The following is a 22,079-nucleotide window of genomic DNA, read 5'->3' as shown; positions in this document are numbered from 1 at the left end:
CCCCTTAGTTCTTCAGCAATTCGCCGGAGATGATGAGTTTGCGAACCTCCTGGGTGCCCGCGCCGACCTCAAGCACGCGACCGGTCCGGTACAGCCGGTTCACTTCGGTATCACGCATGTAGCCTGAGCCGCCGTGAATCTGGACAGCTTTGTCCAGCACGAAGGATGTCGCCTCAGCGGCCTTGTAGATCGCCGCAGCGGTGAGCTTGTGGATTTCGCCGCGCCCGCCTTCGCCCTCTTCGAGGCCTTCACACATGGCAGCGGTGCGCAAGGACAGGCTGCGCGCGGCCTCGATCTGCGTATACATGTCGGCCAGCATCGCCTGAACCATCTGGAAACTGGCGATCGGTTTGCCGAATTGCTGGCGTGTCTTGGCGTAATCGATGGAAATATCCAGCGCCCGCTGCGCAATGCCCAGAGCGTTGAAACAGACGATGGCACGTTCCAGATCAAGTCCGGACATGGTAACGGCAACCCCGCCATCCAGCTTGCCGACCATGTTTCTGGCCGGAACACGGCAATCTTCGAATACCAGTTCGCCCGTCGGCGAGCCGCGGAATCCCATCTTGTTGAGCTTCTGCGCCACCTTGAAACCGGGCGTGTCGGTTTCCACGATAAAGGCGGAAATGCCCTTGGCCCCTTTTTCGGGCGATGTCTTGGCATAGACCAGCACCAGATCGGCAATCGGCCCATTGGTGATGTAGATCTTGGCGCCGTTCAGGATGTAGTCGTCGCCATCCTTTTTGGCCGTGGTCCGCATCGAGCCAAGCGCATCGGACCCCGCGCCGGGTTCGGTCAGGCCCAGAGCACCCACCAGCGTGCCGTTGCACAGGCCCGGCAGGTATTTTCGGCGCAACTCGTCATTGGCGTTGCGATAGATGTTGTTGACGCACAAATTGTCATGGGCCACATGGGTCAGTCCGATGGCCGCCGAGGCCCTAGACATTTCCTCGGTGATGATACAGGCCGAGGTAAAGTCGAGCCCGGCCCCGCCGAATTCCGGCGGCACGTTCAGGCCGAGATATCCCATCTCGCCCAGCTTGGGGAAAACCGAAGGCGGCAGGTCATCAGTATCGTCCATTTCCGCGTTCAGATGGTGGAATTCGGACATGAAGAACTTGCCGGCCTGATCGGCCAGGGCCTGCTGTTCGTCCGTCATGAAATGTGTTGGCAGAGCGGTGTCGTTGCGCAGTTGCTTGTTCATTGTCTCGTCCCCCTCAGGCGCGCAAAAGTTCTTCGGCAATGATGATCTTGCGGACTTCGCTTGTACCCGCGCCGATTTCCAGCAGCTTGTTGGCGCGGAACAGCCGGTTGATCTCGGTGTCCTGCATGTAGCCAGAGCCACCATGAATATGGCAGGCTTCGGTCACCGCCTTGTTGAATGCCTCGCCGGCGTAAAGACAGGCCGCCGCCGTCAGTTTGTGGATTTCGCCGCGGCCCCCGGCCCCTTTCGGCAACCCGGTACAGGCGGCCAGCGCGCGATAACCGAAGGCGCGCGCGGTTTCGACCTCGGTGTAGATCTCGGCCAGTTTCGACTGCATCATCTGGAAACTTGCAATCGGCTTGCCGAACTGTTCGCGAATCTTGGCGTATTCCAGCCCCAGTTCCAGGGCGCGTTCGGCCATGCCAACGCAGACTGAGGCAACCATAGCACGCTCCAGATCCAACCCGCTCATTACCACCGAAACGCCGGTGTTTTCCGGTCCAACCATGGCGGATGCGGGTACGCGGCAATCCTCAAACACCAGTTCTCCGGTTGGCGAGCCGCGAAAGCCCATTTTGTCAAGCTTTTGCGCCACCTTGAAACCGGGATTGTCCGTCTCGATGATGAAAGCAGAAATGCCCTTGGCGCCCTTCGACTTGTCGGTTTTGGCATAAAGCAGGATCACATCGGCAATGGGGCCGTTGGTGATGTAAATCTTCGAGCCGTTGATGACATAATCATCACCGTCGCGGCGGGCAGTGGTGGCCATGGATCCGAGCGCATCGGATCCCGCACCCGGTTCGGTCAGGCCCAAAGCACCGACGAGCTCGCCCGAGCAAAGGCCCGGCACGTATTTCTTCACCTGCTCTTCGGAGCCATTGCGCAGCAGGTTATTCAGGCACAGGTTGTCATGCGCCCCGTGCGAGAGGCCCACAGCCGGATTCCACTTCGAAATCACCTCGGACACCAGCGCCTGGGTGAACTCGTTCTGCCCCGATCCGCCCAGCTCCTCCGGCGCGGTAATCCCCAGCAGGCCCAGCTCGCCCATCTGCTTGAACAGATCATCGGGCCACCATTCCTCGTCATCCATGCGCGCCTGCAGCGGGTGCAGCACCTCGCGCGATACCCGATCCACGTGATCGACGATCTGGCGTTGCTCATCAGTCAAAGAATAGTTCGCCCTGATGGCTTCCAGATCAGCCGAGATGGCCTCACTTTGAGCGGTCATATCGTCCTCCCGAAAAATGTTGTTTGCGTTGTTGACCAAAATCAAACACATGTTAGAAAATAGATCAAGCCAAGCTTTTGACGACCTGACGTAAGAAAGCGCGGCGTCCTGAATGCAGGGGGGAACTTCGGAAATGACTGAGAGCGTTGTTCAATCGCAGGTGCTCGGCAAAGAAGTGCGTATCACGATTCGACGTCCTGATAATCGAAATGCCCTCAACCGTGAGGTCGCAGACGGGATCATGGCCGCCATATGTGCTGCCGAGAGGGACAGCGATTGCCGCGTGATCGTTCTGACCGGCGAGGGCGAGCGCGCCTTCTGTGCCGGGGGCGACATCAAGGCGGGGGCGGATGGCGGCCCGTTTGTTCAGGATCCGGCGGACCCGGATCATTTTGCCGGAAGGTTGTTCGAGACGATACAGGCGTGCCGAAAGCCAACGATCGCGCGCATCAATGGCGTCGCGATGGGGGCGGGAGCGGGCATCATCTGTGCCTGCGATCTGGCTGTGATGGCGGATCATGCCCGCGTCGGAACGCCGGAAGTGAAGGTGGGTCTGTTTCCCATGACGATCGTGCCACCCATGATGCGCGTGCTGCCCCGGCGGAGGCTGATGGAGATGTTCATCACCGGCGTTCCTCTGACGGCCGAGGAAGCCCTGCAGTTCAATCTGGTCAACTATGTGACCGATGCCGCGGGGCTGGACGACAAGGTTGCAGAACTGGTTGCCCAGATCGCCGCGCAGTCGCCGAGCGCGATCCGGCTGGGAAAATACGCCTGTCACGCGATGGAGGATATGACCTATCCGCAGCAGATGCGGTTTGCAGAAACACTTTTACCGCGTGTGGCGCAGACCGAAGACGCGCGCGAAGGCTTTGATGCCTTCATCTCGAAGCGCAAACCTGAATGGACGGGCCGCTGATCAAACGGGGAGGAGAGGAATATGTCGGAACGCAAGCTGCGCATCGGATGCGCGTCGGGCTTCTGGGGCGATACGCCGGAAGCGATCGGTCAACTGGTCTCAAAGGGCGAGATCGACTATCTGGTGTTTGACTATCTGGCAGAGGTGACAATGTCGCTGATGGCGCGGGCCCGCGCCAAAGCGCCCGAGACGGGCTATGCGCCGGACTTCGTCAAGGCGCTGGCACCCTGGTTGCCGGATATCAAGGCAAAAGGGATCAAGGTCGTTGCCAATGCAGGGGGCGTGAACCCGCGTGGCTGCAGCGATGCGCTTGCCAAAGCCGCCGCCCAGGCCGGGATCGATCTGTCCATCGGAGTCGTGCTAGGCGATGACCTGTTGCCCAGGGCCGATGAAATTCGCAAAAACGGTCAGACGGAAATGTTCTCGGGTGTCGCATTTCCAGATGATATCTGGAGCATGAATGCCTATCTGGGTGCCCGCCCCATCGCTGCCGCGCTGGATGCCGGGGCCGACATCGTGATCACCGGACGCTGCGCCGACAGCGCGGTCGCGCTTGGTCCCCTGATGCATGAATACGGCTGGGGCGACGATGACTGGGACAAGCTCAGCCAGGGATCGCTGGCCGGCCACCTGATCGAATGCGGCCCCCAGGGAACCGGCGGCAACTTCACCGACTGGCAGGACGTGCCGGGTTGGGACAATATGGGCATGCCCATCGTCGAGGCGTCCGAAGACGGCAGTTTCATCATGACCAAGACGCCTGACACCGGCGGGCTGGTCGTGCCCGGGTCAGTCGGAGAGCAGATGCTCTATGAAATCGGGGATCCGCGCGCCTACCTGTTGCCCGACGTGATCTGCGACTGGTCCGGGGTCACCCTGGAGCAGGTCGGACCCGATCAGGTGCTGGTCAAGGGCGGCAGGGGGCTTGGGCGCACCGACAGCTACAAGGTGTCGGCGACCCATGCCGATGGCTGGCGCGCGGTCTCTACCCTGACACTGGCCGCGATTGATGCACCCGCCAAGGCCGAACGTGTGGCCGAGGCGATCCTGACCCGCTGTCGCCGGATTTTCCGCGACCGCAACATGGGCGATTTTCGGCAGGTCAGCGTCGAGGTGCTGGGGGCCGAGGCGGCCTATGGCGCAAATGCGCGCGCCCGAACCCGCGAGGTGGTGCTCAAGATCGGCGCGGTCCATGACGATCGCGCCGCGCTGAACATCTTTGCCGGCGAAATAGCACCGATGGCGATTTCGACCGCGCAGGGTCTGACCGGGTTCTTCGCCGGACGGCCCAAGGTGCAACCGGTGGTCCGCCTGTTCTCCTTCCTTCAGAGCAAGGCCGAGACCCCCGTCGCGGTCGAGGTCGACGGCAAGGATGTGCCCGTGAGCGTGGCCACTACGCCAGTCCACCTTGATCCACCTGCCGCACCGCCCGCAGATAGCCGCGAGCCCGGCCCGGACGCTGTCAAGGTCCGCCTCGTCGATCTGGCCTGGGGCCGCTCGGGCGACAAGGGGGACATCGCCAATATCGGCATCCTCGCGCGCAAGCCGGACTACCTGCCATATATCCGCTCGGCTCTCAGCGAAGAGGTGGTGAAGGACTATTTCGCCCATGTCTGCGACGGCAGGGTAGAACGGTTCGACTTGCCTGGAAGCCATTCGCTGAATTTCCTGTTGCATGAATCGCTTGGCGGTGGCGGCATCGCCTCGGTTCGCATAGACCCGCAGGGCAAAGGGTTCGCGCAGATGCTGCTTGATATCGAAATTCCCGTGCCAGCCGATCTGGCTGCACGTGACGGACTGAATGCCGCGGCCCGGAACTAAGAGGACGACACCATGACCATTTCGAAACTCCTGGTCGCCAATCGGGGCGAGATCGCGGCGCGCGTGTTGCGCACCGCCAAGGCCCGCGGGCTTGCGACGGCCGTGTTGCGTCATGTCGCCGAGCAAGAGGGGCCGGCGCATCTGATCGCAGATGAGGTCGTGATGATCGACGGCCCGACGCCCGTGGCCGCCTATCTCGATATTCCGCAGATCGTCGCGGCGGCAACAAAGATCGGCGCGGATGCGGTGCATCCCGGCTATGGCTTTCTGTCAGAGAATGCCGGTTTTGTCGCGGCGCTGGAAAAAGCCGGAGTGACCTTTGTCGGCCCGACGTCCGAGGTCATCGACCTGATGGGGGACAAGGTCCGCGCCCGCGCCTTTGTCGAGGAACACGGGTTTCCCGTCGCCCCCTCGGCGATCGAGGATGATGATCCGGCGAGCTTTGTCGAACGCGCCCGCGCCGTGGGCTATCCGCTGCTGATCAAACCCTCGGCCGGCGGTGGCGGCAAGGGCATGCGCGTTGTGCGCGAGGACAGCACGCTGGAAACCGAAATCGAAACCGCGCGCCGCGAAGGCGAACGATATTTCGGCGACGGGCGGCTTTTCGTCGAACGCTATATCGAACGCCCGCGCCATATCGAGGTGCAGGTGATGGGCGACGGACAGGGCAACGTGGTCCATTTCTGGGAACGTGAATGTTCGATCCAGCGCCGGTTCCAGAAGATTATCGAGGAAACGCCGTCACCGGCGCTGACCCCCGAGCAACGGGATGAGATCTGCGAGACCGCTGCCGGAATTGCCCGTGCCGTCAAATACCGCGGGGCAGGGACCGTTGAATTCATCTATGCGCAGGACGGGGCCTTTTATTTCCTGGAAATGAACACCCGCCTTCAGGTCGAACATCCGGTGACCGAACTGGTGACCGGCTTCGATCTGGTTGCCGAGCAGCTGCGTGTCGCGGCGGGCGACGGGCTGAGCGCCGTGCAGGCGGATATTCCCCAAACCGGACACTCGATCGAACTGCGCATCTGCGCCGAGGACGCGACGGCCGATTTCCGGCCCGCGATCGGCGATATCCTGCTGCTGGACGAACCCCAGGGCGAGGGGATCCGCGTGGACAGCGGCATTCTGGATGGCGGCAAGGTGACAACCGACTTCGACCCGATGTTGTCCAAGCTGATCGTACATGGCCCGGATCGCGCGCAGGCCATCGCCCGTGCCCGGAGCGCGGTGCAAAGCTATGTGATTCTCGGGGTAACGACCAACACTGGTTACCTGGATGCAATCCTTGCACATCCGGATTTCGCCTCTGGTGACGTTTCAACTGGCTTCCTGGCTGAACAATCCGAAACGCTGACCGCGCCGGGCGAAGATGTCTCTGACTTGCTGATAGCGGCGGCGGCCCTATCGGACGAGCGCCTGGTGAGTGACGTAATGCAGATACCGGAAATGTACCGCAAGATGGGCGGGTGGAGAAACTGATGCAACGGATTTTTCAGATCGACGGAGAAGAGACTGATTGCTGGTTGGGTCATGATGGCAGCCGGTTCGTGCTCAATACCCCCACTGGCGCTGTTACCTGCCAATTGGACCCGACGGGTCTGCCGGGCGGTTACAAGCTGCGGGCCAAGGGTGTTGTGCGCGAATTGCGACTGGCCGTGGGGCCGGAAGCAACTTTTGTGCACATGGACGGGCGAACCTACGAAGTCGGGCGGGTTGATCCCGCCGAACGCCTGGCCGGAAGCGACGGTGGCGCGAGCGACGACCGATTGGTGGCGCCCATGCCGGGTGTCGTGGTGTCGGTTGCGGTTAAACCCGGCGATGCGGTTGAAGAAGGCCAGCCGCTTCTGGTGATCGAAAGCATGAAGTTGGAAACCACACTGACGGCGCCGCGCGGCGGGGTCGTTGCCGAAATGCCATTCGCCGAAGGCGACAGTTTTGGTCTGAAAGACATCCTGGCCCAATTGGCCCCGGAGGAGGAGTGACAATGCGCAGGATTGAAAGTCAGATCGACACCAATGCCGCCGACTACAAGGCAAATTTCGCCGCCATGTCTGAACGGCTGAAGGAATTCCACGCCCGCCAGCACGCGGCGCGTTTCGAACGTCCGCAACGCGATATCGACCGCCTTGCCCGCCAGAACAAACTGGGCGTGCGCGAGCGGTTGAAACTGCTGCTGGACCCCGGCACTCCGTTTTTGGAGTTTTCCACACTTGCCGCCTGTCGCGAATACGATGGCACCGTGCCTGGCGCCGCTGTGGTGACGGGCATCGGTATTGTGCAGGGTCGCGAGGTCGCCATCCACGCCAACGACGCTAGCGTCAAGGGCGGGGCTTGGTATCCACATACGGTCAAAAAGGTCGTGCGTCTTCTGGATGTCGCGCTGGAAAACCGCCTGCCGGTCATCCATATCTGCGACAGCGCGGGCGGTTTCCTGCCGCTGCAGCACGGGGTGTTTCCCGACCGGTATCTGGGCGGGCGGGTGTTCCGCAACCAGGTCAAGCTGAGCCAGGCCAATATCCCGCAGATTGCCGTGGTCGGCGGACACTGCACGGCTGGCGGTGCCTATGTGCCGACGCTGAGCGACTACAACATCATCATCGAAGGCACAGGCGCGATTTTCCTTGGCGGTCCCCCGCTGGTCAAGGCGGCCACCGGCGAAGAGGTCGGTGTTCAGGAACTTGGTGGGGCGGTTATGCATACCTCGGTTTCGGGAACCGGCGACTACCGAGCCGCCACTGAACAGCACGCCTTTTCACTGGCGCGCGAGATTGTCAGCCAATGGAAGCGCACCCCGAAAACGATCATCGAAACCGCCGCTTTTGAAGAGCCATACTACGACCCCAAGGAGCTTTATGGGATCATCCCCAAGGACCGGAAAACCCAGTTTGATATGCGCGAGGTTCTGGCGCGGATCGTCGATGGCTCGCGCTTTCACGAATACCAGCCCGACTATGGCACCACGATGGTTTGCGGCTTTGCCCATATCTGGGGTTACAAGGTTGGCATCCTTGCCAACAACGGGGTGTTGTTCAACGACAGCTCGCTGAAGGCGGCGCATTTCATGCAGCTTTGCAATCAGAACCGCACACCTCTGGTCTTCTTTCAGAACATCACTGGCTATATGGTGGGCCGCGAATACGAAGAACGCGGCATCGCCAAGGACGGTGCCAAGATGCTGATGGCGCAGGGCGGTTCGGTCGTGCCGAAGTTCACAGTGATCGCCAATGCCTCGTACGGGGCAGGCAATTACGGCATGTGCGGGCGGGCCTGGGATGCGCGCACGCTGTTTATGTGGCCGCAAGCCGAGATCGGCGTGATGGGGGCGGATCAGGCCGCTAATACCATGGCGGACGTCAAGATTCGGCAGCTTCAGCGCGAAGGCAAAGAGCTGACCGAAGAAGAAATCGCCGCGATCCGCGAACCGGTGCTGGAAAAATACAAGCGCGATGTCGAAGCCTATACCTCCACCTCGGAACTGTGGGATGACGGCATCCTCGATCCGGCGGACACACGCAACGCGCTTGGCATGTCGATTTCTGCCTCGCTCAATGCACCGATCGACGATCCGCACTACGGGATCTTCCGTCTGTAAAGGCTTGAGGGACGGCACACCGGGTCGGGGAGTGCCGTTCCGCGTCAAGGCGCTTCCATCTGGCGCTTTCGGAATCTGAAGTAGTCCTGACCGGTCCGGTTCCCGGACAGGTCAGGACGATGTCCGCCGCGCCTCCTGAATGGAGACGACGTCAGAGGCCGCCATGCCGGGCCGGTCTGCCTCGACCGCCTTCAGCGGTTCGACCGGCGTCAATCCGGCCAGACAGTCGCGCGCAAGTTGCTGGTATTCCGCGGTGCCGCGCGTTTTCCACGCGACTTCTTTCTCGCTGACCTCGCGGATCACCTTTGCCGGCGATCCCACCACCATCGAACGCGGCGGAATCACGGTTTCGCCACGCACAAACGCCTGCGCGCCGACAATCGATTCCGCCCCAAGCTCTACACCATCCATAATGACGGAATTCATTCCGACCAGAGCGTTCCGGCCCACTGTGCAACCGTGCAGGATCGCGCCATGGCCGATGTGGCCGTCGCTTTCCACCACGGCGTCGCGGCCGGGAAAGGAATGGATGATGCAATTGTCCTGAACATTGGCTCCATCCCCGATCACGATCCTGCCGAAATCGCCCCGCAAGCTTGCTCCGGGGCCGATGTAGCATCCATGACCCAAGATGACATTTCCGATCAGAACGGCCTGGGGGTGGACATATGTATCCTCGGGCACGACGGGTATAAAACCCTTGAACTCATAACAGTATGCCATTCCGACCACCTTTCGTAAGCTGAGTGCTAAACGCTTGTCAGCGGTTGCGCCGGGACCAGAATCCCTCAATTGTGCCGCCGATCAGGGCGTGTGGCCCGAAAACAAACACAAGTTAGAAAATAGCGCAAGCTCCCTACGTCACAGCTTGGCAATATTGACACTTCCCAAGGTTGGGATTTAAAATCTAACAAATGGTAGAAAATAGGCTGGCGGACCGATTAGGGTGGCCTGACCGAACTTGGGAGAGAGAGAAATGACAGACAAAGCCTATGTTGCAGGCGTTGGGATGGTCCCGTTCCAGAAGCCGGGAAAATCCGAAAGCTACGATGTGATGGCGACCGCTGCGACCCGGTCCGCTCTGGCAGACGCAGGGTTGGATTATGATAAAGTCCAACAGGCCTATGTTGGCTATGTCTATGGCGACAGCACCTGCGGTCAGCGCGCCCTGTACCATGTCGGAATGACAGGCATCCCGGTTCTGAATGTGAACAACAACTGCTCGACCGGATCGTCCGCCCTGTTCCTGGCCAGGCAGGCAGTTGAAAGCGGCGCGGTCGAATGTGCTCTGGCACTTGGGTTCGAACAGATGCAGCCCGGCGCAATCGGTGCGATGTTCCATGACCGGGTCAGCCCGTTTGCGGCATTCGACAGAGAAACCGACGAACTGGTTGGCAGTGCCGAGATCCCGCTGGCGCTGCGGTACTTCGGCGGTGCGGGCAAGGCGCATATGGACGAGTTCGGCACCCCCCTGGAAACCTTCGCAAAAATCCGCGCCAAGGCCAGCCGACATGCTGCGAAGAATCCGGTTGCCCTGTTCCGGCAGGAGGTGACGGCGGAAGACGTCATGGCCGCCCAGGTCGTCTGGCCCGGCGTCATGACCAAGCTCATGGCCTGTCCGCCAACCTGTGGCGCGGCCGCCGCGATCATTTGTTCCAAGGAATTCGCCGACAAGCACGGACTGGACAGTTCGGTTCGGATCGCGGCGCAGGCCATGACGACGGACGGCCCGGAAACTTTCGAAGCCCATGACATGCGCGAAGTGGTCGGCTTTTCGATGGCCAAGCGCGCCGCCGATCAGGTTTACGAGGACGCGGGCATCGGGCCCGAGGACGTGGATGTGGTCGAACTGCACGACTGTTTCGCCCACAACGAGCTTATCACCTATGAGGCGCTTGGCCTTTGCAGTCGCGGCGAAGCGGCGAAATTCGTTGATGATGGCGACAACACCTACGGCGGAAAATACGTGACCAACCCGTCGGGCGGTCTTTTGTCCAAAGGCCATCCGCTTGGGGCGACCGGCCTAGCGCAATGTACCGAGCTCGTTCAGCAGCTTCGCGGCCAGGCAGATGCGCGCCAGGTTGATGGCGCACGTCTGGCGCTTCAGCACAATCTGGGCCTCGGCGGGGCCTGCGTCACCACGCTTTATGAAAAAGCCTGATAGCGCCTTTCGGGAGGAATCAATATGACTGGAAAACTCGACGGGCGCGTGGCGCTGGTCTCGGGCTCGGGCCGGGGCATTGGCCGCGAAATCGCTCTCAAACTGGCCTCGGAAGGGGCCCGGCTGGTGATCAACGATCTGGACGCCGATCCGGCCAATGAAACCGCCGAGGCGGTGCGCGCAATGGGTGCTGAGGCCGTGGTCTGTGCCGGCAGCGTTACCGAAGACGGTTTTGCCGAACGGTTCATCAAGACCGGCGTGGACAGCTTTGGCGGGTTAGACATCATCGTGAACAACGCAGGCTACACTTGGGATAGCGTCGTTCAGAAGATGTCCGACGAACAGTGGCAGGCGATCATCGACGTCCACCTGACGGCACCTTTCAAGATCCTGCGCGCTGCCCAGCCGGTGATCAGCGCCAAGGCCAAGGAAGAGGCCGCCGCCGGGCAAGAGGTGTTCCGCAAGGTAGTCAACATCTCGTCCATCGCAGGGACCGGCGGCAATGCTGGCCAGATCAACTATTCCGCCGCCAAGGCCGGTATCCTAGGGGTCACCCGGACGATGGCCAAGGAATGGGGCCGCTACAAGGTCAACGTCAACGCCGTCGCCTTCGGCCCGATCCGCACCCGCCTGACCGAAGGCAGCGCGGATGGCGACAGCACGATCAAGGTCGAAGAAAAAGAGATCAAGGTCGGCGTGAACCCCGATCTCCTGTCCCAGATGGAGCGCATGATCCCGCTGGGCCGGGTCGGCACTCCGGAAGAAGCTGCCGGTGCCGTCTATCTGTTCTGTGCGCCGGAATCGAACTTCATTTCAGGCCAGCACGTCATCTGCGGTGGCGGTTTCGTGATCTAAGGCATTTGCCCGGACCCGATGACGGGGTCCGGGCAAGCACATTAATGTCTGGACGGCCTCTTGGCGGTCGCCAATGCGGAATTTTCCGCAAACTCTAGTCTGGCACGATCACGACGATTGACTCACTTGCGTTGTTAACCTAACAGGCGTTAGTTAGGCGTTGGAGCGATACGAAGGTCTATGGCACAGAACACGGCAATCAAAGCCAACGAGACATCGCGCAGCGCGGTTGGACGGGACGGGGTGCTGGACATTGCCGCGCGGCTTTTCCGCGAACAAGGCTACGGGTCCGTTTCGCTCCGAAAAATTGCCGAGGCCGCCGGGATCAAGGCGGGTAGCATATACTATCATTTCGGTTCCAAGGACGAGATCGTCGCGGCCGTTCTTGATGCAGGGATTCGAGTCGTTCACGCGAGCATGAGAGACGCCATCACCGACCTGCGGGCCGATACCGACGGCGAAACGGTACTGCGCGCCGCGATCCGGGCGCATCTGCGCGCGCTTCTTGATGTGAGCGATTATACATCGGCGAATGTGCGTATTTTCGGGCAGGTGCCGCAATCCGTCCGGGATGCCAACTTGCCCACGCGAAGGGCCTATGAGGCAGAGTGGGACAGTCTTCTGTCCCAGCTTAAGAAAGATGGCACGCTGAAGCAAGACGTCGATATCCGTCGCCTGCGCCTGATGCTGATCGGTACATTGAACGCCACGCTCGATTGGTTCGACCCGGACCGCGGTAGCGCCGATGCGTTGTCACGCACCTATGCCGATGTGTTCCTCAACGGGATACTCCAAAGACAGGATACCTGACTACATGGCACGTCTTGAAACAGCGGTGCTGACCGCATCAGAGACCTACACCCGCAACCACGCCGCACAAAGCGAGCGCGTCGAAACGCTGCGTGCGCGGATCGCCGAAGCAACGGCTGGCGGCCGCCCCGACATGGTCGCGCGGCATCGCAAGCGCGGCAAGCTGCTGGTCCGCGAACGGATCGACCTGCTGGTGGATCCGGGCACTGCATTTCTTGAGTTGTCGTCGCTTGCCGCCTACGGTCAATATGGAGGCGAGGTGCCCGGTGCGGGGATCGTGACCGGTATCGGGATCGTCCACGGGCTGCCCTGCGTTGTGATCGCCAACGATGCGACAGTGAAGGGTGGTTCCTTCTATCACGAAACCGTGCAGAAACACATCCGCGCCCAGGAAATCGCAGCCGAGAACCGGCTGCCCTGCCTCTATCTGGTGGATTGCGGCGGTGCCTATCTGCCAGAGCAGGACAGGGTCTTCCCCGATGCCCGGCATTTCGGCAATTCCTTTTATCGCCAGACCAACATGTCGGCGAGCGGTCTGCCGCAGATCTCGGCGGTCTTTGGAGGCTGCACGGCCGGTGGGGCCTATATCCCGGCCCTGTCGGACGAGGTCATCATGGTGCGCGGCAACGCGCGCATCCATCTGGGCGGGCCGTCGATCGTCAAGGTGGCGATCAACGAAGAGGTCGATGGCGAAACGCTGGGCGGGGCCGAGATGCATTCGCGTGTTTCGGGGGTGTCCGACCATCTGGCCGAGGACGAGTACCACGCATTGGCACTCATGCGCGACATCGTGGCCGAGCTGGGCCAGTCGCGCGCGATGCAGCCCGACAAGGTACCACAGCCGCCCGCGCATGATCCCCAGGAACTGCTTGGCGTCATCAGCGCCGATCGCAAACAGCCCTATGACATGCGCGAGGTTCTGCTGCGCATGATCGACGCCGGCGAATTCCGCGAATTCAAGCCCGGATGGGGTGAGACGCTGGTCTGTGGCACAGCGTGCATCCATGGATACCGGGTTGGCATTCTGGCCAACAACGGTGCGCTTTTGTCCGCAAGTTCGCTGAAGGGCGCGCAATTCGTGTCGATGTGCGATCAACGCAACATCCCGCTTTTGTTCCTGCACAACATCTCGGGCTTCATGGTTGGCACCGACGCTGAACGCGGCGGCATAGCCAAGGACAGCGCCAAGCTGGTCTATGCCATGTCGGTGGCCAAGGTGCCGCGCCTGTCGGTGCTGCTGGGTGGCTCTTACGGGGCGGGCAACTACGGCATGTGCGGACGTGGCTTCGCCCCGAATTTTCTCTTTGCCTGGCCCACTGCGGAACTGGCCACCATGTCTGCCGACATCGCCACAAATGTGATGCTGGAACTGCGCCGCCAGAAAGGGGGCGACCCGGGCAAGATGGAGGCCGACATGAAGCTGATCGAGGAGCAGGTTCGGGCCCAGTACGGTGAACAGTCCGATCCCTATTATGCCACCTCGCGGCTTTGGGATGACGGGCTGATCGAACCCGCGCAAACCCGCGATATCCTTGGCCTGTGCCTGGCCATCGTGACATCGGTGCCCGAAGCCGGTCGCCATACGCCTGTATTCAGAATGTGAGGCTTCAAGTTGACCAATACCTACAACACGATCCTTGTCGAAACCGATGCGCGCGGCGTCGCCACGCTGACGCTCAACCGCCCCGACAAACACAATGCGCTGAATGGCGAATTGATCGCAGAGCTATACGATGCCGCCGAAAAGCTGGCTGCAGATGACGATGTGCGTATTGTGGTCCTGACCGGCGCGGGCAAGAGCTTCTGCGCGGGCGGCGATTTCAACTGGTTCGCCTCTAATGTCGAGAAAACCCGTAGTGAAAGGGTCGCACAAAGCGCCACGCTGGCGCGGCTGTTGCGCCGTCTTGACACGCTGCCCAAACCCTTGATCGGGAGGATCAACGGCCCGGCTTACGGTGGCGGTGTCGGCATGATCTCCGTCTGCGACTACACCATCGGCGCCGAAGGCGCGCGCTTCGGTCTGACCGAGGTCAAACTGGGCCTTCTGCCCGCGAATATATCGCCTTACGTGGTGGCCCGCATCGGCAAGGTGCATTCGCGTGAGACCATGCTGTCGGGGGCGTTGTTCGACACCGCCCGCGCCGAGCGGATCGGTCTGTTGACCGAGGTTGTCGCGCCGGGCGACCTGGACGCCACGGTGAACCGGGTGGTGCATGATCACCTTCAGGCCGCGCCGGGTGCGGTGGCCGATACCAAGGCGCTGATCGCCTATGTCGCGTCCCACGATCTGGAGACCAACATGATCTACACCGCCGACCGGCTGGCCGATGCGTGGGAGACGGAGGAAGGTATCGAAGGCATCAACAGTTTCATCAACAAGGGCGTTCCGTCATGGCGGGTGAAATGAGCTTCACCCGCGTTCTGATCGCCAACCGGGGCGAGATTGCCCGGCGCATCCAGCGCGGGTGCCGCAAACTGGGGCTGGAAAGCGTAGCGGTGTTTTCGGACGCGGACCGCGACGCGCCCTTCGTGGCCGAGGCCGATCATGCCGTCTGCATCGGCGGGGCCGCCCCGTCGGACAGCTATTTGAACGTCGCGGCCATCCTTGAGGCCGCGCGGGCGACGGGCGCGGATGCGGTACACCCGGGCTATGGTTTTCTGTCTGAGAATGCCGGTTTCGCGGCGGCGGTCGAGGCGGCGGGCCTTGTGTTCATCGGGCCGGAACCCGACGCTATCGCGCGGATGGGCTCCAAGATCGAGGCCAAGGCTGCCGCCGAAGCCGCAGGCGTGCCCGTCCTGCCCGGCTATCGCGGCGAGGATCAGTCCGACGCGCGCCTGCTGCAAGAGGCCGAGGCGCTTGGCACCCCCTTTCTGGTCAAGGCCAGCGCCGGCGGCGGCGGACGCGGGATGCGGCTGGTCTCCGATCTGGGCGACGCACCCGACGCGATTGCATCTGCCCGGGCCGAAGCGCAGAGCGCCTTCGACGATCCGGCGGTGTTCCTCGAACGCTATGCACCCCGTGCCCGCCACGTCGAAGTGCAGGTTCTGGGCGACACTCACGGCACCGTGCTGCATCTGGGCGACCGCGATTGTTCGCTGCAACGCAACCACCAAAAGCTGATCGAAGAAGCCCCCGCCGCCGATCTTCCCGAGGCTGTGCGCGACCGCATGCGTGCGGCAGCGGTGCGGTTGGCGCAGGCGATCGGCTATCGCTCCGCCGGGACGGTGGAATACCTCTATGACCCCGGGCGCGGTGAATACTACTTTCTGGAAATGAATACCCGGTTGCAGGTGGAACACCCCGTGACCGAGGCGATCACCGGCATCGATCTGGTCGAATGGCAGTTGCGCATCGCGCGGGGCGAGCCGCTGGCGCTGACGCAAGGCGATGTGCAGTTTGACGGGCACGCCATTGAAATCCGCATCGCCGCCGAAAACCCGGCCGAGAATTTCCGCCCCGAAACGGGCGAGATCAGCCTTTGGGCTCCGCCCGCCGGCGTGCGGCTCGATACCGGGGTCGAGGCAGGCTCGGTCGTCAGCCACCATTACGATTCGATGATTGCCAAGCTGATCGTCCACGCGCCGGACCGGGCCGGTGCGATCCGTCAGGCGGTTGTCGCAATGGATGCCTTTGCAGTCGGTGGCGTCGGTCTGAACCTGGCCTATCAGCGCGCGTTGCTGACACACCCGGATTTTGCGGCGTTCCGGCACCATACCTCGGGCCTGCCCGAGATGTTCCCAGGCGGCTGGAGTGAACCGTCCGCTGATCCCCGGGACATGGCCCTTGCCGCGATGGCGCTGTATCTGCATCTCGCCCCGGCGGGCGCGTCGCCCTGGGAAAGCCTGGGGTCATGGCGGCTCACGGCACCTGCGGGGTGGCCCGGTGCAGCATCCTATTGGGAGACGACCAAAGACGACCCGATCCGCGTAAACGGCTCCGGGTCTGTGTTGACAGCCGTACAGCCGGACGGCCAGACCATCACGGTCGAGAGTGCCGCTTTAACCGAATGCCGTCTGAGCGGACGCATCGACGGGGTTCCGTTTTCGCGCATCACTTACGTCGTGCGCGCGCCGGGTCACTGGCGAGTGCACCTGCAAACCCCTGCCGGAATGACCGCGACAGACCTGCGCACGCTGGAAGACCAGCATCTGCAACGTGCCACCGGTGGATCTGGCGGCGCTGACCTGTTGTCCGCACCCATGCCCGGCGCCGTTGCCGAGGTGCGCGTCGCACTCGGCGACCGCGTCAAAGCCGGTGACACGCTGGTGGTGCTTGAGGCCATGAAGCTGTTGCAAAGCCTGCCCGCGCCGGTCGCGGGCGTGGTGACGGAAATCTATTGTGCACCGGCCGACACGGTTGCCGGGCACGCCCCACTTATCAAACTCGATCCAGAGGAAAACACATGACCAGACAAGACAACATCACCGCGGCCTCCGGCCCGTTCAACGAAGACCTCGAGATGATCCGCGACCAGCTGCGCCGGTTCATCGAAACCGAGGTGACCGCCAAGGCCGAGGCCTGGGAAGAGGAGGGCATGGTGCCCCGCGACGTGCTGCGCCGGATGGGTGATCTCGGCGTTCTGGGGATGCGCTATGACGAACAGTATGGCGGCGCGGGGCTGGACGTGATGTCCAGCGTGGTTTTGGCCGAAGAGGTCGGGCGATCCACCTTCGGCGGATTCTCGGCCACGGTTCTGGTCCACACCGACATGGCGTCGCCGCATCTGGAAAACGCCGGCACGCCCGAACAGAAGGCGCGGTGGATGCCGTCGATCACCTCTGGCGAAATGATCACCGCCGTCGCCGTGACCGAGCCGGGCGCGGGCTCGGACGTGGCCGGCATGCGCACCCGCGCGGTGCGGGACGGGTCGGATTGGGTGCTGAACGGCACCAAGATGTTCATCACCAACGGCGTGCATGGCGATCTCTACTTTGTCGGTGCCAAGACCGATCCCGATGCCAAGGGGTCGCGCGGGATCACCATATTTGCGGTCGAAAAAGGCACGCCGGGCTTTTCGGTCGGACGGGCGTTGAACAAGACCGGCTGGCTGTGCTCGGACACTGCCGAACTGATCTTCGAAGATGTCCGCATCCCGGCCGAAAACGTTCTGGGCGAGGTCAACCGCGGCTTCTATTCGGTAATGAAGAACTTCCAGAACGAACGCATTGTGCTGGGTGCGATGGCATGTGCCGAAGCGCAAACCGCGCTCGACATGACCGTGGATTATGTCAAGCAGCGCAAAGCCTTTGGCGGCGTTCTGTGGGACAAGCAGGCCGTGCGCCAACGGCTGGCCGACTGCCAGACGCGGATCGCGGCAGGACGTCAGCTGGTCTATCACGCCGCCAGTCTGGATGCCGCGGGCGGTGACTGCGTGAAAGAGGTCTCGATGGTCAAAGCCTATTGCGGCGAACTGGTGAACAGCGTACTTTATGACTGCGTCCAGTTTCACGGCGGCATGGGTTATATGCGCGAAACACCGGTGGAACGCATGTCACGCGATGCCCGTGTGCAGGCCATCGGCGGCGGGGCGAGCGAAGTCATGTTGGAAGAAGTCGCCAAGCGCATGTGAGCTTACTATCCAAAAAAAATAACAATCTTCAGAAACAAGGACGAAAAAGATGAATCTGGAAACCACTCAAAGCCAATCAGTCGCAAGACTGACCCGAGAAATCTCGATAATACTCGTCGGCACAATTCTTTTGGCACTATCCGCCAAAATCGTGGTGCCGTTCTACCCGGTTCCCATGTCTACACAAACCCTGGTTGTCTTGGGTCTGGGCCTTTTCCTGGGGCCGGTGCGCAGTAGTCTTGTTGTTGTGGCATACCTTTTTGAAGGTCTGCTTGGCCTGCCGGTCTTCGCAGGCACGCCTCCGGCGCCGGCCGGACTGGCGTATATTGCGGGTCCCACAGGCGGATACCTGGTAGGCTTCGCACTTGCAGCGGCCGCTGCCGGATGGATTGTTCAAGCACTGCAAGGACTTTGGCCTTCATTCAGAGCATCTGTCGCGGTCTTTTTGGGTTCGATAGTCATGTATTGCGCAGGGCTGCTCTGGTTGGGTGGCTTTGTCGGCTATGGCGAAAAGTTGCTGAACGCCGGTCTTTATCCGTTCCTTCTCGGGGATCTGACGAAGGCGACAATTGCTGTAGTTCTGTATACAGCTTACCATAATCGCCGCGCTGTGTGACTGCCAGCCCAAGACCGTATCAGACTGTTTCAGTCTGATACGGTCTTAGTCCAATATAAGTTGAAATGGTCCGATGCCAGATTTGGCAGGCACCGGACGCCAGCCTGAGGTTTCCGGCGCCATGCGAGAGCAATGCGCAAAACTGTGCGAACCAAATTGTTCGCAATCAATACCTGGTCGCACACAATGAAAAGAAGCAGCATGTTTTTCTCAGAGCCGGAGCCTTGCCGCGCGAAGGGAGTCGAATTGGCCCCTGGAATTCTGAGGATCGTCGCGAACAATCCCGGAAAGATGACCTACCACGGGACAAATAGCTACATCATTGATACGCCTGATGGTCGGTTCATAATCGACCCCGGCCCAGCAGAAGACAGTACACATTTCGGGGCAATCATCGAAAATTTGGGGGCCAAACCATCTGGGATTCTGCTCACACACCACCATTCTGATCATTTTGGAGTCGTCCCAGCCCTGCGAGCACGGACAGACGCACCTGTTTATGCCTCACGGGCATTCCCTGACGATGCATTTCGACCTGACCGGTTTCTGGAGGACGGACAGGTCATTGCCGGTCTTACCGTCCTGCACACACCTGGTCACGCGAGCGACCACCTTTGTTTCGCGAGACCTGACGGAGTGCTCTTCACGGGCGACCACGTTATGAGTTGGAACAGTTCGATCGTCAGCCCCCCTGACGGAAACATGCACGACTACTGCGCGCAGCTACAGCGGCTGATTGAGCGCGACGATAGGATCTACTTTCCGGGGCACGGACCTATACTCCGGGATCCGCAACCTTACGTCAAACGGTTGCTTTCCAACCGCATGCGTCGCGAGGCGGAGATCCTCGCCCACCTCTCAAACACCCCGGATTCGGTCCAGAATATCGCCGCTTCCGTCTACCAGAAAACCGACCCACATATCGCAATGGCCGCAGGATGAAACGTTGCGGCGCATCTGGAGAAGCTGTTGTCTGAGTCGCGGGCGGTACAAGATGGCGGAGTCTGTAAATTAACATAAGACGCGTTATGCGAATGCTTTCGGCGCATTGATATCATTGAATTTCGCCCTCTACCACCTCCCTGTGGGCGAAACCTTGGCGGCATCGGCTCCGCCGGTGCCGCCTCTTTTCACCGGAATGGGATTGAGTTTGCCCTGAACGACCAAACAAACGCGGCGGCCCACCTGACAGACAGATTGTACATAGTAAAGGCGATCAAGAACCAGTGAGTGTTGACAAGGAAGAAGCGGCTCCGGTCGCTCGACTCATCCGTAGTCCCGAGGGCCGAACTGTTGGCTGGGTCTATCAATGGAACACATCCGAGCTGTCCATACTCTGGCTCGGCACCGAGCGCGCTGCCGACCAAATAGATCCACTTCTGAGCAAGGACATGCTCGCTGCTGCGAAGGCAGTAGCCAACGATGCAGTCACAGATCTCCTTGAAAAGTTGTCACGTGGGCGATCGATCTCACCGGACCCGCCCTAAACCTGAAACCGCGATAAACAAACTGCGTTAGATTGACATTCTTACAATAATATACTATTGAAGCTCATAACATACGCATATCAGCCGACTGAGAACCTCGTCATGCGCAGTTTCCTTCGACATTTTACTTTTGCAACGATTGTGAGCACGGCTTCCCTCTTCGGCGCCTCGACCAAGGCTTCGGCACAGACCTACCCGATCGATTGCGCCATTCTGCTCTGCCTCTCCGGCGGCTGGCCGGCGTCAGAACCTTGCTCGCGGGCGCGTGCAGAGTTCATCCGTCGGATCACGCCCTGGCCTGTCGAGCCCCCGCTGCAGATCTGGCGTTGCCCCATGGGGGCCTCCTTCGAACCTGTAGACGATCCCGGTCGCACTCCGCGTGTCTTTGACATCCTCTTCTCCAACGCTTCTCACCTGCCCCAGAGCCTCGCAGAATCTGATCCCGAGAACGCTGGCGCCCTCTTGCCAGCCGTCCTGCGGTCGAAAGGTGTCGACCCCCTACCCCAACCTGACGGGTTCGCATTACATTTGATCCAGAACCGCGCCGATATCGACATCAGTGGGCCGGAATTCAATTTCGTCCGCTCTATCCGTGTCTATGATGTGCGCTACGCGCAGCAAGTCGAGTCCCGTGACAGTGATTGCAGCCGGTACGAACACATCCGTCTCGGAACCTATGGAACCCAGGGCGATTTTTCGTGGTCTCGTTCTTCCGTCGCGGCGTTGCCCGAGGCCCATGTCGGCTTGGAACGTTGGGGCGATCATTGTCCCTCAATCTATCACCGCTCGGTCTTCGTCGACTGGCGAGACTACGAGGGCAATTACGGGTTCGAGCAGGTGAACTACTAAGACGTTTTCCCTGCACCAAACCTGTACCAGAGGCCGTGCGTCGCAGCGCCCCGTAACAATTCGTTGTTATCATTGCCCCTCGGTCCCACCGGGGCTTGAGCTCATCACTCCATAAGAGGCGACGATCCCATCGCCTCGTCCTAAATCCGGTGATTGAGATCCGTCGCCGCCTCGGCTGCCGCCAATAGCGTAACCGGATCGATCTGCAGAGCACGCGCGAGTACGATCAACTCAACCACGTCGACCCTACGCTCGCCGCTCTCCAGACGGGCGACAAAAGACTGGTGACATCTCAGACGCAAAGCGAGCTCCGCCTGCGTTAAACCAGCCACCTTCCGCGCCGCAATCAAAGCGTCGCGAAGTGCTTCATGTCCCGAACTCCTGATCGTTTTCGCCACGTGTCACAAACCTCTTGTGACAGGGCTAATCTACTTTATAGATTATCTAAAAAGTGGATAATGAGCGTTTACATGATGATAGAGACTCCGAATTGCACGCCGCCGATACGGCGGAATGTCACAAGACGGCGGCCCTTCGAAAAGGTCGCGGCCAATTCACTCGTCCATCAATTCCAGGAAGCGTCCGTAGTCCTGGCTCACCTCGCGCGCCTCTTCGAACGCCCGGGCACGCTCCTCCTCCAAGCACCGAAAGTAGCTTTGGATGTCCCGGATGTAGAGCTCAAAGTCGCTGCGGATGAGATCGGCATAGGCTTGCGCGGCTTCGGAATCGCTTGGCACGAACGGCCTGGGCGGCGGCAAACAGGACGCGGCGGAGGCTTCACCCACCAGGCACGTGACCAGAAGTATAGCTTGTGCCACGGTCGATGTGCACAACCTGAGGGCGTCCAAGCCCCCTATTTCCTTGATCAAATGCATGGGAACCGTCTATTCGTTAATTGAGCAAGAATCCGCTTGTCGCATCAAAAGTTTATCTTGTGCGTCAATAATATATCATCGTATGACTT

At 60.8% G+C, this 22,079-nt stretch carries 20 protein-coding genes; 15 read left to right on the top strand and 5 right to left on the bottom strand.

The window, feature by feature from the left end; all coding sequences use genetic code 11:
* Positions 1 to 4: 4 nt before the first annotated feature.
* Both F3H87_RS16475 and F3H87_RS16470 read right to left on the bottom strand, forming a co-directional pair.
* Entirely contained in the window at positions 5 to 1,204 is a 1,200-nt protein-coding gene (locus F3H87_RS16475) for an acyl-CoA dehydrogenase family protein (protein ID WP_027264420.1), read from the bottom strand.
* 13 nt (positions 1,205 to 1,217) lie between these two features.
* Positions 1,218 to 2,432 carry an acyl-CoA dehydrogenase family protein gene (locus F3H87_RS16470; RefSeq protein WP_051372710.1) on the bottom strand — a complete coding sequence of 405 codons (1,215 nt, stop codon included), beginning with the start codon at positions 2,430 to 2,432 and terminating at the stop codon, positions 1,218 to 1,220.
* 133 nt (positions 2,433 to 2,565) lie between these two features.
* Here F3H87_RS16470 and F3H87_RS16465 point away from each other — a divergent pair, with 133 nt between their 5' ends.
* Genes F3H87_RS16465 through F3H87_RS16445 form a run of 5 tightly spaced genes read left to right on the top strand, consistent with a single transcriptional unit; the run spans position 2,566 to position 8,767 of the window.
* Positions 2,566 to 3,351 (top strand): enoyl-CoA hydratase-related protein, encoded by a 786-nt coding sequence (locus F3H87_RS16465; RefSeq protein WP_027264422.1) that lies wholly within the window; start codon positions 2,566 to 2,568, stop codon positions 3,349 to 3,351.
* 21 nt (positions 3,352 to 3,372) lie between these two features.
* Positions 3,373 to 5,172: an acyclic terpene utilization AtuA family protein gene (locus tag F3H87_RS16460; protein ID WP_027264423.1), complete on the top strand. Its 1,800-nt coding sequence runs from the start codon at positions 3,373 to 3,375 to the stop codon at positions 5,170 to 5,172.
* Between the two features lie 12 nt (positions 5,173 to 5,184).
* Positions 5,185 to 6,654, top strand: a complete 1,470-nt coding sequence (locus F3H87_RS16455) for an acetyl-CoA carboxylase biotin carboxylase subunit (protein ID WP_027264424.1) — start codon at positions 5,185 to 5,187, stop codon at positions 6,652 to 6,654.
* A complete protein-coding gene (locus tag F3H87_RS16450; RefSeq protein WP_027264425.1) occupies positions 6,642 to 7,157 on the top strand; it encodes an acetyl-CoA carboxylase biotin carboxyl carrier protein subunit in 516 nt (171 codons plus the stop codon). The genes F3H87_RS16455 and F3H87_RS16450 overlap by 13 nt, the downstream gene beginning before the upstream one ends.
* A 2-nt stretch (positions 7,158 to 7,159) precedes the next feature.
* The gene (locus F3H87_RS16445; protein WP_027264426.1) at positions 7,160 to 8,767 is read left to right on the top strand and encodes an acyl-CoA carboxylase subunit beta; all 1,608 of its coding nucleotides are present in this window, start codon (positions 7,160 to 7,162) and stop codon (positions 8,765 to 8,767) included.
* 111 nt (positions 8,768 to 8,878) lie between these two features.
* Here the strand turns inward: F3H87_RS16445 and F3H87_RS16440 are convergent, their stop codons facing one another.
* Positions 8,879 to 9,490 carry an acyltransferase gene (locus F3H87_RS16440; RefSeq protein WP_027264427.1) on the bottom strand — a complete coding sequence of 204 codons (612 nt, stop codon included), beginning with the start codon at positions 9,488 to 9,490 and terminating at the stop codon, positions 8,879 to 8,881.
* Positions 9,491 to 9,743: 253 nt separating this feature from the next.
* Here F3H87_RS16440 and F3H87_RS16435 point away from each other — a divergent pair, with 253 nt between their 5' ends.
* The 10 genes from F3H87_RS16435 (at position 9,744) to F3H87_RS16390 (ending at position 21,115) form a co-directional block, all read left to right on the top strand.
* Positions 9,744 to 10,928: a lipid-transfer protein gene (locus F3H87_RS16435; RefSeq protein ID WP_027264428.1), complete on the top strand. Its 1,185-nt coding sequence runs from the start codon at positions 9,744 to 9,746 to the stop codon at positions 10,926 to 10,928.
* A 24-nt stretch (positions 10,929 to 10,952) separates the two neighbouring features.
* Positions 10,953 to 11,783 (top strand): SDR family NAD(P)-dependent oxidoreductase, encoded by an 831-nt coding sequence (locus F3H87_RS16430; protein WP_027264429.1) that lies wholly within the window; start codon positions 10,953 to 10,955, stop codon positions 11,781 to 11,783.
* A 180-nt stretch (positions 11,784 to 11,963) separates the two neighbouring features.
* Positions 11,964 to 12,593: a TetR/AcrR family transcriptional regulator gene (locus F3H87_RS16425; RefSeq protein ID WP_036051609.1), complete on the top strand. Its 630-nt coding sequence runs from the start codon at positions 11,964 to 11,966 to the stop codon at positions 12,591 to 12,593.
* A gap of 4 nt (positions 12,594 to 12,597) precedes the next feature.
* Positions 12,598 to 14,196 carry an acyl-CoA carboxylase subunit beta gene (locus F3H87_RS16420; RefSeq protein ID WP_027264431.1) on the top strand — a complete coding sequence of 533 codons (1,599 nt, stop codon included), beginning with the start codon at positions 12,598 to 12,600 and terminating at the stop codon, positions 14,194 to 14,196.
* Between the two features lie 9 nt (positions 14,197 to 14,205).
* The gene (locus F3H87_RS16415) at positions 14,206 to 15,000 is read left to right on the top strand and encodes a crotonase/enoyl-CoA hydratase family protein (RefSeq protein WP_009803479.1); all 795 of its coding nucleotides are present in this window, start codon (positions 14,206 to 14,208) and stop codon (positions 14,998 to 15,000) included.
* A complete protein-coding gene (locus tag F3H87_RS16410; RefSeq protein ID WP_223228096.1) occupies positions 14,997 to 17,000 on the top strand; it encodes an acetyl/propionyl/methylcrotonyl-CoA carboxylase subunit alpha in 2,004 nt (667 codons plus the stop codon). Before F3H87_RS16415 ends, F3H87_RS16410 begins: the two co-directional genes overlap by 4 nt.
* Positions 16,997 to 18,163: an acyl-CoA dehydrogenase family protein gene (locus tag F3H87_RS16405; RefSeq protein WP_027264433.1), complete on the top strand. Its 1,167-nt coding sequence runs from the start codon at positions 16,997 to 16,999 to the stop codon at positions 18,161 to 18,163. Before F3H87_RS16410 ends, F3H87_RS16405 begins: the two co-directional genes overlap by 4 nt.
* 49 nt (positions 18,164 to 18,212) lie before the next feature.
* Positions 18,213 to 18,779: a biotin transporter BioY gene (locus F3H87_RS16400; protein WP_027264434.1), complete on the top strand. Its 567-nt coding sequence runs from the start codon at positions 18,213 to 18,215 to the stop codon at positions 18,777 to 18,779.
* A 201-nt stretch (positions 18,780 to 18,980) separates the two neighbouring features.
* Positions 18,981 to 19,721: an MBL fold metallo-hydrolase gene (locus tag F3H87_RS16395; protein ID WP_081710590.1), complete on the top strand. Its 741-nt coding sequence runs from the start codon at positions 18,981 to 18,983 to the stop codon at positions 19,719 to 19,721.
* A gap of 647 nt (positions 19,722 to 20,368) precedes the next feature.
* Positions 20,369 to 21,115 carry a hypothetical protein gene (locus F3H87_RS16390; RefSeq protein ID WP_027264436.1) on the top strand — a complete coding sequence of 249 codons (747 nt, stop codon included), beginning with the start codon at positions 20,369 to 20,371 and terminating at the stop codon, positions 21,113 to 21,115.
* Between the two features lie 140 nt (positions 21,116 to 21,255).
* Here the strand turns inward: F3H87_RS16390 and F3H87_RS16385 are convergent, their stop codons facing one another.
* Entirely contained in the window at positions 21,256 to 21,513 is a 258-nt protein-coding gene (locus tag F3H87_RS16385; protein ID WP_027264437.1) for a helix-turn-helix domain-containing protein, read from the bottom strand.
* A gap of 156 nt (positions 21,514 to 21,669) precedes the next feature.
* Complete coding sequence (locus F3H87_RS16380) at positions 21,670 to 21,990, bottom strand: hypothetical protein (RefSeq protein ID WP_223228095.1); 321 nt, start codon at positions 21,988 to 21,990, stop codon at positions 21,670 to 21,672.
* Between the last annotated feature and the right edge of the window lie 89 nt (positions 21,991 to 22,079).

This window comes from Lutimaribacter pacificus (genome assembly GCF_900142185.1).
Lineage (GTDB): Bacteria > Pseudomonadota > Alphaproteobacteria > Rhodobacterales > Rhodobacteraceae > Lutimaribacter > Lutimaribacter pacificus.
Note: the sequence above shows the minus strand (reverse complement) of the source record. Positions and strands in the feature narration are given on the sequence as shown.

Excerpts from the sequence above, each read along its gene's own strand:
- F3H87_RS16475 (WP_027264420.1), bottom strand. The coding sequence starts at position 1,204 with ATGAACAAGCAACTGCGCAACGACACCGCTCTGCCAACACATTTCATG.
- F3H87_RS16470 (WP_051372710.1), bottom strand. The coding sequence starts at position 2,432 with ATGACCGCTCAAAGTGAGGCCATCTCGGCTGATCTGGAAGCCATCAGG.
- F3H87_RS16465 (WP_027264422.1), top strand. The coding sequence starts at position 2,566 with ATGACTGAGAGCGTTGTTCAATCGCAGGTGCTCGGCAAAGAAGTGCGT.
- F3H87_RS16460 (WP_027264423.1), top strand. The coding sequence starts at position 3,373 with ATGTCGGAACGCAAGCTGCGCATCGGATGCGCGTCGGGCTTCTGGGGC.
- F3H87_RS16455 (WP_027264424.1), top strand. The coding sequence starts at position 5,185 with ATGACCATTTCGAAACTCCTGGTCGCCAATCGGGGCGAGATCGCGGCG.
- F3H87_RS16445 (WP_027264426.1), top strand. The coding sequence starts at position 7,160 with ATGCGCAGGATTGAAAGTCAGATCGACACCAATGCCGCCGACTACAAG.
- F3H87_RS16440 (WP_027264427.1), bottom strand. The coding sequence starts at position 9,490 with ATGGCATACTGTTATGAGTTCAAGGGTTTTATACCCGTCGTGCCCGAG.
- F3H87_RS16435 (WP_027264428.1), top strand. The coding sequence starts at position 9,744 with ATGACAGACAAAGCCTATGTTGCAGGCGTTGGGATGGTCCCGTTCCAG.
- F3H87_RS16430 (WP_027264429.1), top strand. The coding sequence starts at position 10,953 with ATGACTGGAAAACTCGACGGGCGCGTGGCGCTGGTCTCGGGCTCGGGC.
- F3H87_RS16425 (WP_036051609.1), top strand. The coding sequence starts at position 11,964 with ATGGCACAGAACACGGCAATCAAAGCCAACGAGACATCGCGCAGCGCG.
- F3H87_RS16420 (WP_027264431.1), top strand. The coding sequence starts at position 12,598 with ATGGCACGTCTTGAAACAGCGGTGCTGACCGCATCAGAGACCTACACC.
- F3H87_RS16410 (WP_223228096.1), top strand. The coding sequence starts at position 14,997 with ATGAGCTTCACCCGCGTTCTGATCGCCAACCGGGGCGAGATTGCCCGG.
- F3H87_RS16405 (WP_027264433.1), top strand. The coding sequence starts at position 16,997 with ATGACCAGACAAGACAACATCACCGCGGCCTCCGGCCCGTTCAACGAA.
- F3H87_RS16400 (WP_027264434.1), top strand. The coding sequence starts at position 18,213 with ATGAATCTGGAAACCACTCAAAGCCAATCAGTCGCAAGACTGACCCGA.
- F3H87_RS16395 (WP_081710590.1), top strand. The coding sequence starts at position 18,981 with ATGTTTTTCTCAGAGCCGGAGCCTTGCCGCGCGAAGGGAGTCGAATTG.
- F3H87_RS16390 (WP_027264436.1), top strand. The coding sequence starts at position 20,369 with ATGCGCAGTTTCCTTCGACATTTTACTTTTGCAACGATTGTGAGCACG.
- F3H87_RS16380 (WP_223228095.1), bottom strand. The coding sequence starts at position 21,990 with ATGCATTTGATCAAGGAAATAGGGGGCTTGGACGCCCTCAGGTTGTGC.